16 protein-coding genes are annotated in these 17,886 nt (G+C 60.5%); 5 read left to right on the plus strand and 11 right to left on the minus strand.

The genetic code is table 11. The annotated features are described in order from the left end of the window. Positions 1–459 precede the first annotated feature (459 nt). Complete coding sequence (ppx, locus tag SC318_RS25765; protein WP_306490824.1) at positions 460–1,962, plus strand: exopolyphosphatase; 1,503 nt, start codon at positions 460–462, stop codon at positions 1,960–1,962. Between the two features lie 128 nt (positions 1,963–2,090). On the opposite strand, the gene ppk1 is transcribed toward ppx, so the two are convergent. Together ppk1 and hemB are read right to left on the minus strand one after the other, a co-directional pair. Next, entirely contained in the window at positions 2,091–4,313 is a 2,223-nt protein-coding gene (ppk1, locus tag SC318_RS25770; protein ID WP_306490825.1) for a polyphosphate kinase 1, read from the minus strand. Between the two features lie 18 nt (positions 4,314–4,331). Beyond that, on the minus strand, positions 4,332–5,345 hold the full coding sequence (gene hemB / locus SC318_RS25775; RefSeq protein ID WP_320428943.1) for a porphobilinogen synthase: 1,014 nt from the start codon (positions 5,343–5,345) through the stop codon (positions 4,332–4,334). 208 nt (positions 5,346–5,553) lie between these two features. On the opposite strand from hemB, the gene SC318_RS25780 reads away from it, so the two are divergent. After that, positions 5,554–6,186, plus strand: coding sequence for a DedA family protein (locus SC318_RS25780; protein WP_306490827.1), 633 nt, complete (start codon positions 5,554–5,556; stop codon positions 6,184–6,186). On the opposite strand, the gene SC318_RS25785 is transcribed toward SC318_RS25780, so the two are convergent. Further along, positions 6,167–7,402, minus strand: coding sequence for a sterol desaturase family protein (locus tag SC318_RS25785; protein ID WP_320428944.1), 1,236 nt, complete (start codon positions 7,400–7,402; stop codon positions 6,167–6,169). The two genes, SC318_RS25780 and SC318_RS25785, sit on opposite strands and share 20 nt — an antisense overlap. Before the next feature lie 114 nt (positions 7,403–7,516). Here SC318_RS25785 and elbB point away from each other — a divergent pair, with 114 nt between their 5' ends. Next, the gene (gene elbB, locus SC318_RS25790; RefSeq protein WP_320428945.1) at positions 7,517–8,182 is read left to right on the plus strand and encodes an isoprenoid biosynthesis glyoxalase ElbB; all 666 of its coding nucleotides are present in this window, start codon (positions 7,517–7,519) and stop codon (positions 8,180–8,182) included. Between the two features lie 106 nt (positions 8,183–8,288). Here elbB and SC318_RS25795 read toward each other — a convergent pair whose 3' ends face one another. From SC318_RS25795 to SC318_RS25815, 5 genes are all read right to left on the minus strand, one after another. Then, positions 8,289–8,744, minus strand: a complete 456-nt coding sequence (locus SC318_RS25795) for a YaiI/YqxD family protein (RefSeq protein ID WP_320428946.1) — start codon at positions 8,742–8,744, stop codon at positions 8,289–8,291. A 2-nt stretch (positions 8,745–8,746) separates the two neighbouring features. Then, entirely contained in the window at positions 8,747–10,642 is a 1,896-nt protein-coding gene (locus tag SC318_RS25800; protein ID WP_320428947.1) for an FTR1 family protein, read from the minus strand. A gap of 201 nt (positions 10,643–10,843) precedes the next feature. Beyond that, positions 10,844–11,476, minus strand: coding sequence for a LysE family transporter (locus SC318_RS25805; RefSeq protein ID WP_306490832.1), 633 nt, complete (start codon positions 11,474–11,476; stop codon positions 10,844–10,846). Positions 11,477–11,564: 88 nt separating this feature from the next. After that, the gene (locus SC318_RS25810) at positions 11,565–12,137 is read right to left on the minus strand and encodes a mechanosensitive ion channel family protein (protein ID WP_057723361.1); all 573 of its coding nucleotides are present in this window, start codon (positions 12,135–12,137) and stop codon (positions 11,565–11,567) included. Beyond that, positions 12,137–14,047 carry an ATP-binding cassette domain-containing protein gene (locus SC318_RS25815; protein ID WP_320428948.1) on the minus strand — a complete coding sequence of 637 codons (1,911 nt, stop codon included), beginning with the start codon at positions 14,045–14,047 and terminating at the stop codon, positions 12,137–12,139. The genes SC318_RS25810 and SC318_RS25815 overlap by 1 nt, the downstream gene beginning before the upstream one ends. Before the next feature lie 50 nt (positions 14,048–14,097). On the opposite strand from SC318_RS25815, the gene SC318_RS25820 reads away from it, so the two are divergent. After that, positions 14,098–14,562 (plus strand): TIGR02444 family protein, encoded by a 465-nt coding sequence (locus SC318_RS25820; RefSeq protein ID WP_320428949.1) that lies wholly within the window; start codon positions 14,098–14,100, stop codon positions 14,560–14,562. On the opposite strand, the gene SC318_RS25825 is transcribed toward SC318_RS25820, so the two are convergent. Next, complete coding sequence (locus SC318_RS25825) at positions 14,559–15,704, minus strand: AlgP family protein (protein WP_320428950.1); 1,146 nt, start codon at positions 15,702–15,704, stop codon at positions 14,559–14,561. The genes SC318_RS25820 and SC318_RS25825 overlap by 4 nt on opposite strands. Positions 15,705–15,896: 192 nt before the next feature. On the opposite strand from SC318_RS25825, the gene SC318_RS25830 reads away from it, so the two are divergent. Beyond that, on the plus strand, positions 15,897–16,574 hold the full coding sequence (locus SC318_RS25830) for an FKBP-type peptidyl-prolyl cis-trans isomerase (protein ID WP_320428951.1): 678 nt from the start codon (positions 15,897–15,899) through the stop codon (positions 16,572–16,574). 54 nt (positions 16,575–16,628) lie between these two features. On the opposite strand, the gene rsd is transcribed toward SC318_RS25830, so the two are convergent. Beyond that, entirely contained in the window at positions 16,629–17,087 is a 459-nt protein-coding gene (gene rsd, locus SC318_RS25835) for a sigma D regulator (RefSeq protein ID WP_320428952.1), read from the minus strand. Between the two features lie 178 nt (positions 17,088–17,265). Next, a complete protein-coding gene (locus tag SC318_RS25840) occupies positions 17,266–17,817 on the minus strand; it encodes a disulfide bond formation protein B (RefSeq protein WP_320428953.1) in 552 nt (183 codons plus the stop codon). Positions 17,818–17,886 lie beyond the last annotated feature (69 nt).

Below are 17,886 nucleotides of genomic sequence, written 5' to 3' on the forward strand. Positions count from 1 at the left end.
TATCAGGTGCTCTCTATGTTCGTCTTGGCGGTTCCATCGCCAAACGGATTATCTTCCTGGATGTCCACAACGACATATAAATAACACCAAGGCAAAATTGCCGAGTGACAGTGTGTCGCCTTGGCGCTTCATTAAAGAATCAGACAACGCTTGGGTTAATGCGAGAACTGTAAAACTTGCTGGTCATTTAAAGCCAATTTAAAAGTAGGTTAAAACGAAATAACCAATGACATAACCAGACGCGCCTTGTAGGGAAAATCAAGACACGGCTTTACAACGAAACGAAGTTAAAACTCCTACAAAAAAAATTACTACTCGTTAATTACCATGAGGCACCATCCTACCTATCTCACAAGTTCTCCCCACAGACAGCCTGAGAAAAATTACCGAAGCACAACGCGTTGGCTCCCGCGGTCGATCGTGGCACGATGGCAAGGTTATCGACCGAGACCCCAAACCATGCCGCAATCCCAAGCCAAGAATCTGTCCCTGATCGCTGCCATCGACCTGGGCTCCAACAGCTTTCACATGGTCGTGGCCAAGGCCCAGAACGGTGAAATCCGCATCCTTGAGCGGCTCGGCGAGAAAGTGCAACTGGCTGCCGGGATCAACGACGAGCGTCAGCTCAACGAAGAATCCATGCAGCGCGGGCTCGACTGCCTCAAACGCTTTGCGCAACTGATCAACGGCATGCCCCCTGGCGCTGTGCGAATAGTGGGCACCAACGCATTGCGTGAAGCGCGTAACCGCAACGAATTCATCCATCGCGCCGAAGAAATCCTCGGGCATCCGGTGGAGGTTATTTCCGGTCGCGAAGAGGCACGCCTGATCTATCTCGGGGTTTCCCATACGCTGGCCGACACCCCGGGCAAACGCCTGGTGGCGGACATCGGCGGTGGCAGCACCGAATTCATCATCGGCCAGCGTTTCGAACCCCTGCTGCGCGAAAGCCTGCAGATGGGCTGCGTCAGCTACACCCAGCGTTATTTCAAGGACGGCAAGATCACGCCGGCGCGCTACGCCCAGGCCTACACGGCGGCGCGGCTGGAGATCATGAGTATCGAACACGCCCTGCACCGCCTGAGCTGGGATGAAGCCATCGGCTCTTCCGGCACTATCCGGGCCATCGGCCTGGCGCTCAAGGCCGGCGGCCACGGCACCGGCGAGGTGAATGCCGAAGGCCTGGCGTGGCTCAAGCGCAAGCTGTTCAAGCTGGGGGATGCCGAAAAAATCGACTTCGACGGCATCAAGCCTGACCGCCGCGCCATCTTCCCAGCCGGCCTGGCCATTCTTGAAGCTATCTTCGATGCCCTCGAGCTGCAACGCATGGACCATTGCGACGGCGCCCTGCGCGAAGGTGTGCTCTACGACCTGCTTGGCCGTCACCACCATGAAGACGTGCGTGAGCGCACCCTCAGTTCGTTGATGGAGCGTTACCACGTAGACCTGGAGCAAGCGGCGCGCGTCGAGCGCAAAGCCCTGCACGCCTTCGACCAGGTGGCCGACGACTGGGACCTGCAAAATGGCGTATGGCGCGAACTGCTGGGCTGGGCCGCCAAGGTGCACGAAGTGGGCCTGGACATCGCCCACTACCATTACCACAAGCATGGCGCCTACCTGATCGAGCACTCGGACCTGGCCGGGTTCTCACGCGAAGATCAGCAGATGCTGGCGTTGCTGGTGCGCGGCCACCGTCGCAATATCCCCAAGGACAAGTTCGCCGAGTTCGGCAAGGACGGCATCAAGCTGATTCGCCTGTGCGCGTTGTTGCGCTTTGCCATCCTGTTCCACCACATCCGCGGCACCCAGGAAATGCCCCAGGTGAAACTGCGCGCCGACGGCGACAGCCTGGAAGTGATGTTCCCCAAAGGCTGGCTGGACGAAAACCAGCTGACCCAGGCGGACTTCGCCCAGGAAGCGGAGTGGCTGACGCGGGTGGGGTTCAGCCTGAACGTGCGCTGACGCCCAGCGCAAAACAAGTGTGGGAGGGGGCTTGCTCCCGATCGCGGTGTGTCAGTCAGTTGATACGTTGACTGAGTTACCGCCATCGGGGGCAAGCCCCCTCCCACATTTTTTGACCGCGCGGACTGTTAGTTCACCGTCAGGATCGGGCTGCCCAGCTTCTCCAGCAGCGTCGCCTGCGCACTGCGCGGGTTCTGGTTGCCGGTTGGGGTGTTGCGCACGTACCGACCGTCCGACTGCAGGCTCCAGCTGTGGGTGTTGTCGGTCAGGTAGCTTTCCAGCTCCTTCTTGACTCGCATGATCAGCTTCTTGCCCTCGACCGGGAAGCAGGTCTCCACACGCTTGTCGAGGTTGCGCTCCATCCAGTCGGCGCTGGAGAGGAACATCTGCTCCTCGCCACCGTTAAGGAAATAGAACACCCGCGTGTGCTCAAGGAACCGGCCGATGATCGAGCGCACATGGATGTTATGCGAGACGCCGACAATGCCCGGGCGCAGGCAGCACATGCCACGTACCACCAGGTCGATGCGCACCCCTGACTGGCTGGCCTTGTACAGCGCGCGGATGATCTTCGGATCGGTCAGCGAGTTGAATTTGGCAATGATGTGGGCCGGCTTGCCATCGAGGGCGAACTGGGTCTCGCGGGCAATCATGTCGAGCATGCCCTTCTTCAGCGTGAACGGCGCGTGCAGCAGCTTCTTCATGCGCAAGGTCTTGCCCATGCCGATGAGCTGGCTGAATAACTTGCCGACGTCTTCGCACAAGGCGTCGTCGGAGGTCAGCAGGCTGTAGTCGGTGTAGAGCTTAGCGTTACCGGCGTGGTAGTTGCCGGTGCCCAGGTGCGCGTAACGCACGATCTCACCGGCTTCGCGGCGCAGGATCAACATCATCTTGGCGTGGGTCTTGAAGCCGACCACGCCGTAGATCACCACCGCACCCGCTGCTTGCAGGCGGCTGGCCAGTTGCAGGTTGGACTCCTCATCGAAACGCGCCCGCAGCTCGATGACCGCGGTGACTTCCTTGCCGTTACGCGCAGCGTCGACCAGGGCATCGACGATTTCCGAGTTGGCGCCGGAACGATACAGCGTCTGGCGCACGGCCAGGACATGCGGGTCCTTCGCGGCCTGGCGCAACAGGTCGACCACCGGGGTGAACGACTCGAAGGGGTGCAACAGCAGAATGTCCTGCTTGCTCACCACGCTGAAGATGTTCTCGCTGTTTTGCAGCAGTTTCGGGATTTGCGGGGTGAACGGCTTGTATTGCAGCTCCGGGTGGCTGTCCAGGCCAGTGATGCTGAACAGACGCGTCAGGTTGACCGGGCCATTGACCTGGTACAACTCGGACTCGGCCAAGTTGAACTGCTTGAGCAGGTAGTCCGACAAGTGTTTCGGGCAGGTGTCGGCCACTTCCAGGCGCACTGCATCGCCGTAGCGCCGCGAGAACAGCTCGCCGCGCAGGGCACGGGCCAGGTCTTCGACGTCTTCGGAGTCCAACGCCAGGTCGGCGTTACGCGTCAGGCGGAACTGGTAACAGCCCTTGACCTTCATGCCCTGGAACAGGTCATCGGCGTGCGCATGGATCATCGACGAAAGGAATACATAGTTATCGCCAGCCCCCCCTACCTCTTCGGGTACCTTGATGATCCTTGGCAACAGGCGCGGCGCCGGGATGATCGCCAGGCCAGAGTCGCGGCCGAAGGCGTCGATGCCTTCGAGCTCCACGATGAAGTTGAGGCTCTTGTTCACCAGCAACGGGAACGGGTGCGTCGGGTCGAGGCCGATCGGGGTGATGATCGGTGAAATCTCGTCACGGAAATAACGGCGCACCCAGGTCTTGATCTTGGTGGTCCAGTGACGGCGACGGATGAAGCGGACCTGATGTTTTTCCAGTTCCGGCAGCAGGATGTCGTTGAGGATGGCGTACTGGCGGTCCACATGGCCGTGTACCAGCTCACTGATGCGCGCCAGGGCCTGGTGCGGTTGCAGGCCATCGGCACCGGCTTGTTCACGGGCGAAGGTGATTTGCTTCTTGAGCCCTGCGACACGGATCTCGAAGAACTCGTCGAGGTTGCTCGAGAAGATCAGCAGAAATTTGAGCCGCTCCAGCAACGGGTAGGACTCATCCAGCGCCTGCTCCAGCACGCGGATGTTGAATTGCAGTTGGGACAGCTCGCGGTGGATGTACAGGCTGCTGTCATCCAGGTTGGTGACCACGGCCACCGGCGCCGGGGCCGGCGCTTCGGCGGCCACCACAGGCGGAGCAGGCTCCAGCTCCGGCGGGGTCTCGGCGATTTGTTCAACCACCGGATGAGCGTCTTTTACGGCAACTTCTTTAAGTCCTTCGGTATTCATCGAGTGTTCCTGTGAGGGCTATTGTTGCTCTCTAAGCAATTGGGCAGCGCGGGCGGCGAAGTAGGTCAGAATGCCATCAGCGCCGGCACGTTTAAAGGCTGTCAGGGATTCGAGGATCACCCCTTCACTCAACCAACCATTCTGGATTGCGGCCATGTGCATGGCGTATTCACCGCTGACCTGATAGACAAAGGTCGGCACTTTGAATTCCTCTTTGACCCGGTAAAGGATGTCCAGGTAAGGCATCCCGGGCTTGACCATCACCATGTCGGCGCCTTCGGCCAGGTCGGCCGCCACTTCGTGCAGGGCTTCATGACTGTTGGCCGGGTCCATCTGGTACGAAGCCTTGTTGGCCTTGCCCAGGTTGAGCGCCGAACCCACTGCATCGCGGAATGGGCCGTAATAGGCGCTGGCGTACTTGGCCGAGTAAGCCATGATTCGCACATTGACATGCCCGGCCAGCTCAAGGGCTTCGCGAATCGCCTGGATGCGACCGTCCATCATGTCCGACGGCGCCACCACCTGGGCACCTGCCGCCGCGTGGGACAAGGCCTGCTTGACCAGCGCATCGACGGTAATGTCGTTCTCGACATAGCCGGCCTGGTCAAGAATGCCATCCTGGCCGTGTGTGGTGAACGGGTCCAGGGCCACGTCGGTGATCACCCCAAGCTCCGGGAAACGCTCGCGCAAGGCCCGGGTGGCGCGCTGGGCGATGCCTTGCGGGTTCCAGGCTTCGGCGGCGTCGAGGGACTTGAGCTCACTGGGCGTTACCGGAAACAGCGCCAGCGCCGGGATTCCCAGTTCAACCCAGTGGGCGGCCTCTTCCAGCAGCAAATCGATGCTCAAGCGCTCCACCCCTGGCATCGATGCCACCGCTTCCCGGCGATTTTCACCGTCCAGCACGAACACCGGCAGGATCAGATCATTCGTTGTCAGCACATTTTCACGTACCAGACGGCGAGAAAAATCATCACGACGGTTACGACGCAGACGAGTGGCGGGGAATAGCCGATTGGCGGGGGTAAAGCTCACGACAGACTCCTGAGCCCGCGTTTACGGGCGAGCGGTGCAGTTATAAGCGGCCATTATGACGAAGGAATGACAGTTGTGCTTATCGATGCGACCTGTAGTCGCATTCATCAGTTATGTAGGAATTGTTCACTTCGTGACACATCTCGATACTTTCATGAATCTTCGTGAAGGCGTAGGCTGCGCGTTCATTTCGCCAGCACCCTAGACCATGCTTCAACAATTTCTGCATGACTTCGGCTACTTTGCCCTCTTCCTCGGCACATTCTTCGAAGGCGAGACGATCCTCGTACTCGCAGGCTTCCTGGCGTTCCGTGGATACATGGATATCAACCTGGTGGTGGTCGTTGCCTTCTTTGGCAGCTACGCCGGCGACCAGCTTTGGTATTACATGGGGCGCAAACACGGCCGCAAGTTGCTGGCACGCAAGCCGCGCTGGCAATTGATGGGCGACAAGGCGCTGGAACATATCCGCAAGCATCCGGATATCTGGGTACTGAGCTTTCGCTTCGTCTACGGTTTGCGCACGGTGATGCCCGTGGCAATCGGCCTGTCCGGCTACCCTCCCCTGCGCTATTTGATCCTTAACGGTATCGGTGCGGCGATATGGGCGGCTGCGCTGGGGGCTGCGGCCTATCATTTCGGCGCGGTCCTGGAAGGTATGCTTGGCAGCGTCAAGAAATACGAGCTGTGGGTGCTGGGTGCCTTGCTGGTGCTGGGTTTTGGCCTGTGGCTGCGGCGCCGCTTCAAGAATGCCCGCATCGCCCGCGAGGCATGTGCGGCCAAGGCTCGGCTCGCTGCCGAACCCGCCCCGGTCGAAACACCTAAGACGCCAAGCGAGTAAACCGGCCTCTGCAGCAGTAAAGGCCGATCACACTGAGCAAGCTGTAGCTCACCAGGGCCAGCCACCCAAGATGGCTGGCGGGCCACAGCCCGACCCACGGGGCCAGCCCTACCAAAGGCACATTCAGCCCCAGGCGCACGCATTCCGCCTTCAGCGCCCACGGGCGATTCTCCAGCGCGACCCCCAGCGTGAACAGCCCCAGCGCCATCGCCCCCCAGCCGAGGATCAGCGCCGCCGTCGGCAGACGCTCGCCGAAGTTCATCAAATAGCTGCCAAACCCTACATAAACCGCAAACTGCAAAGCGACGTAAACCTGTTGGCGCGTACCCAGCGGCACTTCGAATTTGCGGAACTGGGTCAAGTCCGGCTTGGCCATCGGGTACTTGGCTTTCACGTCTGCAGGGCGCCAGCCCGTGCGCATGAACCAGATGCGCAGCTTGTCCCAAAGGCTTTCAGTACGGCGGGCATCGTTCCACAGCTGCGCATAAAACTGCAGGTTCGCCCACAGCGGATTCCAACTGGCCAGCGGGGTGGTCACACCGAAGACCACCGGCTCGTTGTCGTCCTCTTCCTGGAACGTGCCGAATAGCCGATCCCAAAAAATGAACACCCCGCCGTAGTTGCGATCCATGTAGAGGGCGTTCTGTGCGTGGTGGGCCCGATGATTGGAAGGTGTGACGAAAAACCATTCGAACCAGCCGAGCTTGGGCACGTGACGGGTATGCACCCAGAATTGATACAACAGGTTGAGCGACGCCACGCTGATGAACACCACCAATGGCACACCGAGCACGGCCAGCGGCAGGTAGAAGATCCAGCTCAGCAGGAAGCCGGTGCTGGTCTGACGCAACGCAGTGGTGAGGTTGTAGTCCTCGCTCTGGTGGTGCACTGAATGCGCGGCCCAGAGGATATTGCGCTCATGACCCAGACGATGCAGCCAGTAGTAGCAGAAGTCGTAGAACACAAACGCCAATAGCCATGTCCACACGCTCTGGGGCGACAACTCGATCAGCGCCAGGTGCTTGAGGGCGAACGCATAAGTCAGCAGGCCCACACCTTTGGTCAGCAAACCCGTGGTAGTGGACAGCACGCCGGTGCTGAGGCTGTTGATCGCATCAGCCACTCGATAGTTGCGCGCACCGCGCCAACGATCGGCCAGCAGCTCAACCACGATCAAGGCAATGAAAAACGGCACTGCGTAAGGCACGAAGTCCATGGGCTAGTCCGGTCTATTTTTGTTACATCAGATTAGGTGCACTTGCGTGAGATCCCATTGGCAACAGGTTACAAATTAGTAGACATTTAACGCCATGAATCAGGAGAAATGCCCATGAGCAAAAAGATTGCAGTGATCCTTTCCGGCTGTGGCGTGTACGACGGTGCAGAAATCCATGAAAGCGTGATCACCCTGCTGCGCCTGGACCAGCGCGGCGCGCAGGTTGAGTGCTTTGCGCCGGATATTGCGCAGTTGCATGTGATCAACCACCTCACCGGCGAAGAAATGCCCGAATCGCGCAATGTGTTGGTGGAGTCAGCGCGCATCGCCCGCGGCGCGGTGAAGGATATTCGTGAGGCCAACGTTGCAGACTTCGATGCGCTGATCGTGCCGGGCGGGTTTGGCGCGGCGAAGAACCTGTCCAACTTCGCCGTGGAAGGCGCTGGCTGCAGCGTCAACCCACAGGTCCTGGAATTGGCGGAAGCCTTTGCCGCAGCCGGCAAGCCCGTGGGGCTGATCTGCATATCCCCTGCCCTGGCCGCAAAAATCTACGGCCCTGGGGTCACCTGCACCATCGGCAACGATACCGACACCGCAGCGGCCTTGAATAAAATGGGCGCTACCCACCAGGAGTGTACGGTGGAGGAAATCGTCGAGGACAAGGCGCGCAAGTTGGTGAGCACACCGGCGTATATGCTGGGTAAGAACATCAGTGAGGTGGCGTCGGGCATCAACAAGCTCGTGGACCGGGTGTTGGAGCTGACCCACGAGGACGACTAACGTCCTCTTTCTGTAGGAGCGAGCTTGCTGGCGAAAAACCTGAGAACGCCGAGTTCATCCGAAGTGCCCGCGTCATCGCTGACGTTCTTCGCGAGTAAGCTCGCTCCTACATGGGCTTCATCAAACGGGTAAGCAGGCGGTCCAGCGCGTTGGCAAACGCCTGCTTGTCCTTCTCGCTGTGCGGCGGCGGCCCGCCGCCCATCTGGCCTTGCTCGCGCAAGTCGGTGAACAGGTTGCGCACCGCCAGCCGCTCACTCATGTTCGCCGGGCTGAACTCTTTGCCGCGCGGGTCGAGGGCCGTAACGCCCTTCTTGACCAGCCGGTCGGCCAAAGGCACATCGCTGCAGATCACCAGTTCGCCGGGCACGGCGTGCTCCACCAGATAGTCATCCGCCGCATCGGGGCCGCTGGGCACCACGATCAGCTTCACACAGGCAAAGCCGGGCTTGATCTGGCTCTGGCCCGCCACCAGCACCACTTCAAATTGGCGCTTGAGGGCGAATTTAACCACCTGATCCTTGGCGGCCCGAGGGCAGGCGTCCGCGTCGATCCAGACCCGCATGCCTACGCCGCCACTCGCTGCTTCTCGGCCAAGCGACTGCGCCCATACAGCACCACAATCGCCAGGATCGCCACGGCCTGCGCACTCAACGAATACGCATCGGCGTGAATACCCAGCCAGTCGAAGTCAAAGAACGCCACCGGCCGCGTGCCGAAGATGCCCGCCTCTTGCAGCGCCTTGACGCCATGCCCGGCGAAGACCACCGACAGCGCACACAGCAGCGCAGCGTTGATGCCGAAGAACAGCGCCAGCGGCAATTTGGCCGAACCGCGCAGAATCACCCAGGCCAGGCCCACCAGCAGCACCAAGGCGGTGGCACCACCGGCCAGCACTGCGTTGTGCCCGGCCGGCCCGGCTTGCAGCCAGAGGGTTTCGTAGAACAGGATCACTTCGAACAGCTCGCGGTACACCGAGAAGAAGGCCAGCAGCGCAAAACCAAAGCGCCCGCCACCGCCCACCAGGCTGCTCTTGATGTAGTCCTGCCAGGCTGCGGCGTGACGTCGATCGTGCATCCACACACCGAGCCACAGCACCATCACGCTGGCAAACAGCGCCGTGCAGCCTTCAAGCAGTTCACGCTGGGCACCGCTGACGTCAATCACGTACGCCGCCAGCGCCCAGGTGGCCAAGCCCGCCAACAGCGCCAGGCCCCAGCCGGCGTTGACGCTGCGCACTGCCGATTGCTGGCCAGTGTTACGCAGGAAGGCCAGGATAGCGGCCAGTACCAGGATCGCCTCCAGGCCTTCGCGCAGCAGGATCAACAAGCCGGAGATGTAGCTCAACGACCAGCTCAGGCCATCGCCGCCAAGCAACCCGGCGGACTCGCCAAGCTTGCCCTTGGCGGCGTCCAGGCGCTGCTGTACTTGTTCGATCGGCAGGCCGTCCTGCAACGACTGCCGGTAGGCCATCAGCGCCTTCTCGGTGTCTTTGCGCACATTGGCGTCGACGTTATCCAGCGAGCTTTCCACCAGCTCGAAGCCTTCCAGATAAGCGGCTACAGACAGGTCATAGGCTTGTTCGTGGTCGCCGTTGCGGAACGCGGCCAGGCTTTTGTCCAGGGTGGCGGCGGTGTAATCAAGCAACTGCGCCGGGCCACGCTTGACCTGCGGCGGTTGCGCGCGCTGGGCGCGGAAAGTCGCGGCCGCCGCCGGGCCGTCTGCGGCCAGCACTTCGTTGGGCGTCTGGCGTGCCAGGTCAGCCAGGTTGAAGGCGTGTTCGCTTTTGGCAGCAGCAGGGTCAGCCGTGAAACTTGCGATGTAGGTAGCGAGGTCCCAGCGCTGGCGGTCATCCAACTGGTCGGCAAAGGACGGCATGTCAGTGCCTTCGACACCCAGGCCCAGGGTGTTGTAGATCGCATAGAGGCTCAGGCGATCCAGACGCGCGGCATCGCGCAGGTTGGCCGGCGGCGGGGTCATGCCCATGCCCGCAGGGCCATCGCCGCCGCCCGCCGTGCCGTGGCACACGGAGCAGTGCTGGGCATACAGCGGCGCACCGCGCGTGGGATCGGGGGTGATCGCCGGCGCCTGGCTGACTTCATACGCCACCGCCAGCTTGGCGCCCAGCTGACGGGCCTGATGGGCGACGCTTGCGCCGTCTGCATGGGCGGTGACTGCGGCGAGCAACTCAGCGACGCCCTTGATCAACTCGGCGCGCTCGGGCTTTTCCGGCAGCTGCGCAACCAACCCCTGCAACACACCGAGAAATTCCACCTGTTCGCGAAATTCCGATTCGTCCACCACCTTGCCCGCCTCCACTGTGGGTGGGTAGTCGGCACCAATATAGTCCAGCAAATGCAGAGCCTGGGGCGCGCCTTCGGCCGTTGCGGCCAACAGATTAAAGCTGCACGACATCAACGCCGGCAGCATCAGCCAGGCGAGAAAACGCAAGGAGGCAGTCATGAATGAATCTCAAGTGGAAATACGAAGTAACACTATTGTTGAGCTTTAACGGATTTGACTCAAGGTGTTATTTCGTCACGCCACAAAACCAATGTGGGAGGGGGCTTGCTCCCGATAGCAGGGTATCAGTCAGCTCATCTCTAGCTGAACCACCGCTATCGGGAGCAAGCCCCCTCCCACATTTTGATCCGGTTTCGTCAATTACGCCGTGGCGCGGTGCAGGCTGGCGAGGAACCCGGCAGCACCGACGAACAACCCGGCAAACGTGCGGTTGACACGCTTCTGCTGTTTGGGCGAGCGCAACAGGCGCAGGACTTTCGAGGCCAACCCCGTGTAACCGGCCATCACGATCATATCGACGCTGATCATCGTCGCCCCGATGATCAAGTACTGGATCGCCAACGGCGCCTGTGGATTTACGAACTGCGGCAGCACCGCGAGCATGAACACCAACGCCTTGGGGTTGCTGGCGTTGACCAGGAAACCGCGAAACATCATTGCCATCGGCTTGCCGATCGGACGTATTGCGGCTTCATCGGTCATGTCCATAGGCAAGGCGCGCCATTGCTTGACGGCCAGGTATATCAGGTACGCCACACCAAACCATTTGATCGCATAGAACGCGGTTGACGATGCCGCCAGGATCGCACCCAGGCCGCCCGCCACCACCGCAATCTGCATCGCCAGACCCAGTTGCAGGCCAATGGCGTTCCAGTAACCGCGCACAAAACCATACTGCAGCCCGCTGGACATCGAGGCGATGGCGCCGGCACCGGGGGAAAGGGAGATGATCCAACTGGCCAGGAAAAAGGCCAGCCACGTGTCGAGTGCCATTGCACACCTCAGCAAGGAGTTTTTGGTTGTGCCTTAAGCTAACGCCGCGGACCTGAGGCTGGCTATAAATTTTTACAGGATGTGATTTCTAACGGTCGCCAGGGAATACATGCGTACCGGGCCAACGTCGAACCGAACGCTGGAAGAACAGGCTGTTGGGCACTTGCACCATCGCGCTGTCGGTGCCGGCTTCCTGCACCTCGATCAGCGTGGTGTAGAGCAGATTGATCGCCACGACGCGCCCTTTCACACCGGGTTTGTCGACAGTGTCCACCAGCTCCACGATGTCACCCAGGCGAAATGGCCCCACGGTGAAGATCAAAATGGCGCACAACAAATTGGACAAGACGGACCACATGGCGAAGAACGCCACCGCCGCCACCGCCACAAACCCTGACAGCGCCGTCCACAGCACCGTGGCCGATACGCCCAGGCGACCCAACACGAAGATCAGCGCGCTGCCCATGATCAGCCAGCGCAGACCACCGCGCAGCGGCATCAGCAATTGTGGCGGGAACGGATAGCGCTCACCCAGACGGGTCAGCCCTTTGGCGACAAAACGCTGGGCAAGGTAGCCGGCCAGCAGGATCAGCAGGATTTGCACGCCGATCCACACAGGCTCGATCCATTGCGCCGGCAAGGGCAGTTGCAACGCTTCCATCAGGACAGCGCCTCCAGCTCCGCTTGCAGGGTTTCAAGCAGCTCGAGGGCCTCCATCCAGGCTTCCTCCAGTTGCCCTTCACGCACCTTGAGCTTGGCCTGCTCGGCCAGCAAGTCGCGCAGTTCATCCTTGCGCGCCGCCTCATACACGGCGCTGTCGCCCAGGCTGGTTTCGATCTTGGCCAGGCGCTCATGCACCTTGCCCAGCTCGGCCTCCAGCTTGTCGGCTTCGCGCTTGTGCGGCGCCAACTGCTGACGCAGTGCGGCGGCGGCCTGGCGCTGGGCCTTCTTGTCGGTCTTGTCCGGGTTGACCGGCGTGTTGCTGACCGGCGCATTGCGCAGGCGGTAGTCGGTCAGCCAGCGCGCATAGTCGTCCAGGTCGCCGTCGAACTCTTCAACCTTGCCGTCGGCCACCAGCAGGAAGTTATCGGTGGTGCTTTTGAGCAGGTGGCGATCGTGAGACACCACCAGTACCGCGCCACTGAATTCCTGCAGGGCCATGGTCAGCGCCAGGCGCATTTCCAGGTCCAGGTGGTTGGTCGGTTCGTCGAGCAGCAGCAGGTTCGGGCGGTCCCAGGCGATCAGGGCCAGGGCCAGGCGTGCCTTTTCACCACCGGAAAAATTCAGCACCGGCTCATCGATACGTGCGCCACGGAAGTCGAAACCACCGAGAAAATCACGCAGGGTCTGTTCGCGCTCGGTGGGTGCCAGGCGTTGCAGGTGCAGCAGCGGGCTGGCCTTGGAGTCCAGCGAGTCCAGCTGATGCTGGGCGAAGTAGCCCACCACGGTGTTCTCGCCGCGGGTCAGGCGACCGGCCAAGGGTTCCAGTTCACCGGAGAGGTTCTTGATCAGCGTCGACTTGCCCGCGCCGTTAGGACCCAGCAAACCGATCCGCGCGCCGGGTGTGAGCTGCAGCCTCACCTTCTCCAGGATGGTCTTGTCGCCGTAACCCAGGCGGGCGTCCGACAGATCGAGCAAGGGGCTGGAGATCTTCACCGACTCACGGAACACGAAGTCGAACGGCGAATCGACATGGGCCGCTGACAGCTCTTCCATGCGCTCCAGCGCCTTGATCCGGCTCTGGGCCTGACGAGCCTTGGTGGCCTGGGCCTTGAACCGGGCGATGTAGCTTTCCATGTGCGCGCGCTGCGCCTGCTGCTTCTCAAATGCCTGTTGCTGCTGGGCCAGGCGTTCGGCACGGGCGCGCTCGAAGGCGGTGTAACCGCCACGATAGAGCGTGATTTTCTTCTGCTCGACATGGGCGATGTTGTCGACCACGGCGTCGAGGAAATCCCGGTCGTGGGAAATCAGCAACAGGGTGCCCTGATAATTCTTGAGGAAGTCTTCCAGCCACAGAATCGCATCGAGATCCAGGTGGTTGGTCGGTTCGTCGAGCAGCAACAAGTCGGAAGGGCACATCAGCGCCTGCGCCAGGTTCAGGCGCATGCGCCAGCCACCGGAGAAGTCGGCGACCGGGCGGTCCATCTGTTCGTTGGTAAAGCCCAGGCCGGCGAGCATCTTGCGAGCGCGGGCGTCAGCGGTGTAGCCGTCGGCGCTGTCCAGCTCAGAATGCAGGCGGGCTTGGGCGGCGCCGTCCTGGGCTTGTTCAGCGGCGGCGAGGTCGTGCTGTACCTGGCGCAGGCGCAGGTCGCCATCGAGCACGTAGTCGATCGCAATGCGGTCCAGGGTGTCGATCTCCTGGCGCATATGGGCGATGCGCCAGTCGGCCGGCAGCAGGCAGTCGCCCGAATCCGGGGTCAGCTCACCCAGCAACAGGGCGAACAACGTGGATTTGCCGGCGCCATTGGCACCGATCAGGCCGGCTTTGTGACCGGCGTGCAGGGTCAGCTCGGCATCTTCAAGAAGACGTTGCGGGCCACGCTGTAATGTTAGGCTTTGAAGTCGGATCATAATGGCGGCGGAGTCTACCAGCTTCGTTGGCCGCTGGCTTGGGTGTGAATATGTGCGCTGACCTGTGGAGCTTTGCCCTCTCGACTTATGCCCGCCCCGGTGTGGAGGCGGCTTGCCTGCGGTTGCAGGAGCAAGGAGCGGATGTGTGCCTGTTACTGTGTGGCGCGTGGCTGGAGCAACGTGGTGTGGCGCGGTTACCTGAACGCGTTGTGGCGCTGCAACAGCTTGCGCGGCCGTGGCGCATGGACGTGGTTGAACCCTTGCGCGAGATACGCAGGCAATGGCGGGTGATCGCACAGCAGGATGTGCAACTGGCGGCGTTACGCGAACAGCTCAAAACAATGGAGCTGCAAGCCGAGCGAACCTTGCTGACACGCCTGGAAGCGCTGGCTCAGACCTGGCCGACCAACGAGGTAACGGGACAATACGAATGGCTTGAAGGCCTGACGAGCGAAACCGTCGACCTTGACCACGACGCGCTGCAGCAGCTGCGCGTCGTGGTCACCCGCACTTAGGAAGCGCTGGTTGGGGTGACGCTTGGCGCTACCGGTGCAGAAGTGCTGCTGGCCGGTGCGGTTGGAGCGGAGGATGCAGTCGCGGTAGCGACAGGTGCTGCGGGAGTGGCTGGCTTTGCAGGTGCTGGTTTTGCGGCGGCTGGCTTGGCGGCTGGTTTTGCAGCAGCAGGTTTGGCAGCTGGCTTGGCGGCCGGTTTCGCGGCAGCAGGTTTGGCAGCTGGCTTGGCGGCCGGTTTTGCAGCAGCAGTTTTAGCTGCTGGCTTGGCGGCTGGTTTTGCGGCAGCGGTTTTTGCAGCTGGCTTGGCGGCCGGTTTTGCAGCAGCAGTTTTTGCAGCTGGCTTGGCGGCTGGTTTTGCAGCAGCGGTTTTTGCAGCTGGCTTGGCGGCCGGTTTTGCAGCAGCGGTTTTAGCTGCTGGCTTGGCGGCTGGTTTTGCAGCAGCGGTTTTTGCAGCTGGCTTGGCGGCTGGTTTTGCAGCAGCGGTTTTTGCAGCTGACTTGGCGGCTGGTTTTGCGGCTGGTTTTGCGGCAGCGGTTTTTGCAGCTGGCTTGGCGGCTGGTTTTGCAGCAGCCGTTTTAGCTGCTGGCTTGGCGGCTGGTTTCGCAGCAGCCGTTTTTGCAGCTGGCTTGGCGGCTGGTTTTGCAGCGGCCGTTTTAGCAGCTGGCTTGGCGGCGGCTTTAGCCGGCGCCTTCGCTGCAACAGCTTTGCTCGCTGGCTTCTTGGCTGCGACGACTTTTGCCGGAGTACGAGCACCCAGCGCCTTGGCTACGGCTTCCTTCACACGACCAACACCCTGGGCCAGTTTCAGGCTTTCCTGAGCGTCTTTTTTGAGCTGGGAGATGTAGCTGCGGGTTTCAGCCTGGCGGTCCTTGAGAGCGTCCAGCAGGTCCTCAAGTTCTTTGACAGCGTCTTTGGCTTTGGCTTGTGCCTTGGCCTTGCCGGCAGTGGCGGCATCTTGCAATTTGGTACGGGATTTATGCAGCTTTTCTTGCGCTTTGCCGCGTTGTTTTTCGAGTTTGGCGAGCAGTTTTTCTGCATCGGCCAAGGCCTGGGAACAAGCGCTTTCCAGATGTTCGAGCAAGCTGCCCGACAATTGTTGGAGTAAGTGCAACGGGGTATTTACAGGCTTCTGTTTGGCCGACATGGTTTACCTCCTGGCTGACGTGGGTGCGGCTCATACTAGCCCTCTGCTCTTACCGCCGCTAGCGCATGTTGACAGTATCGATTGCGTTGCGTTGCAACGTACGAAAATTCTTATCCATATAACAGAAAACTACCCCACTGCTCAGCCACTCACGCTGGCATAATCCGTCGCACTTTCGGCGGGAGGCCCCCCATGTCGCGTTACCTTTTCCTAGTGCTCGGACTGGCGATTTTCGGCGCCGAGGCGAGCGAACCCTCTCCGCCAAAAACAGCTGGCCAGGATCAGCATGACCTCGCCTACAGCCTGGGCGCCAGCCTCGGTGAGCGCCTGCGTCAGGAAGTCCCGGACCTGCAGATCCAGGCCCTGATCGACGGACTCAAACAAGCCTACCAAGGCAAACCATTGGCGCTCGATAACACACGCATCGAACAGATTCTTGCACAGCACGAAGCACAGAACGCCACCGACACCCAGGCACCGCAGAGTGAAAAAGCGCTCGCCGCCGAACAGCAATTTTTATCCAGGGAAAAAGCGGCAAAGGGAGTACGCGAATTGGCGGACGGTATCCTGCTCACCGAGTTGACGCCGGGCACTGGCAACAAGCCGCTGGCAAATGATGAGGTGCAGGTCAAATACGTAGGGCAATTGCCCGACGGAACCGTTTTCGATAAAAGCACGCAGCCGCAATGGTTTCGCCTGGACAGTGTGATAAGCGGCTGGGCCAGTGCATTGCAACAGATGCCCGTCGGTGCGAAATGGCGCCTGGTGATCCCTTCGGCGCAGGCTTACGGCGCGGACGGCGCAGGCGAATTGATTCCACCCTACACGCCCTTGGTCTTCGAAATCGAATTGCTTGGGACTCGCCACTGATCCCATAAAAAACGGTGCGACATGCGCACCGTTTTTTAATCGTGTTTCAACGCTTCATACCTGAGTTGCAGGCTCTTCTTTATGAGCGTTGTGCAGCACCTCAATCAGGCAATCTTCCAGTTCAAAGCGCTCATGCAACAGTGCGCCCAGCTCCTTGAATTTTTCAGCAACACACTTCCCCGCATCACACAGGTCAGTGAACGCCAGCAGCTTTTCGGTGATGACATCGATGCGCGGGTAAAGGGTCTCCGCCAACTTCAGGCCTCGCTTGTCATCGAAAGCCTCTGCCTCTTTGGTCAGTTGCTCATAGACACCGAAATGACCTGCGGACACGTAGTCCACCAGCACCCCGCAGAAGTCTTGCAGCGGCTCGCGCTTCTCAGCCAGTGCCTCGGGCTTGGCACCGAGAGCATCAAAGGCCCGAACCAGTTCGTGACGTGCTTTCAACCAGCTGTCGATCAGCTTGTGCACCCCACCCCAGCGTTCCTGAGCATTCTGACAACTTTCCAGCATGATGATCTCTCTTCCCTATAGGGGACGCTGCTGCCCTGCGCCTGCGTAACATTTCAAGGTTAAAGCGGCAGCGGGCCAGGCCACGTCTGACAAGCGGTTTCGTTAACGCGTGCGGGCCAGATTATGCCCGCATCACTATGGCTTCAAGGTACGCACGAGAGAAAGTTCATACAAGCGTTTAATCCCGTCCGACAACATGAAGCGTATTTTCCTCGCTTCGCGATAGGTAACGTCGGCCCAGTAACAACCGACAAAGCGGCATGCCCCCCAGAATCAGAACCGCCACGAAAAAAAGCAGGCTCCACTCCGGAAGGCTGAGGTCAAACAACGTCCAATTGATTTCGACGCAATCCACAGTCCCCTTGAAAGCCGACCGCACAGCCTGCCAGAACGACAGGTTTTCAATCATGTATTCAAGGCTGGGCCAGCAGTTCGGTATCTGGTCTGAAGGAGCGTTCTGCAGCAGCACTTGGCGCCCGGCGGTGACCGCGCCAAACAGCGCACACCCCATGCTCGCCAGCCCGTACAGGCACGCGCCGGAGCGGGCAGGGTTGTGTAGGGCGGCGATCAGGTTGATCAGTACAAAGGCGGCGAGAACCAGCCGTTGTACCTGGCACAGAAAACATGGCTGTAACAGTGCGCCATATTCCAGGTAGAAAGACACGCCCAACGTCAGCGCACCGGCCATGAACGCCAGGAAAAACAAGGAGCGTAAGGGGGCCAAAGACATTGTTTATCCGCAACGCAAGAGATAGGTCGCTACGGTAGAGGAAAGGCCCGACCGCTTTCAATACGCCTT

The sequence above is a fragment of the Pseudomonas sp. MUP55 genome, from assembly GCF_034043515.1.
GTDB lineage: Bacteria > Pseudomonadota > Gammaproteobacteria > Pseudomonadales > Pseudomonadaceae > Aquipseudomonas.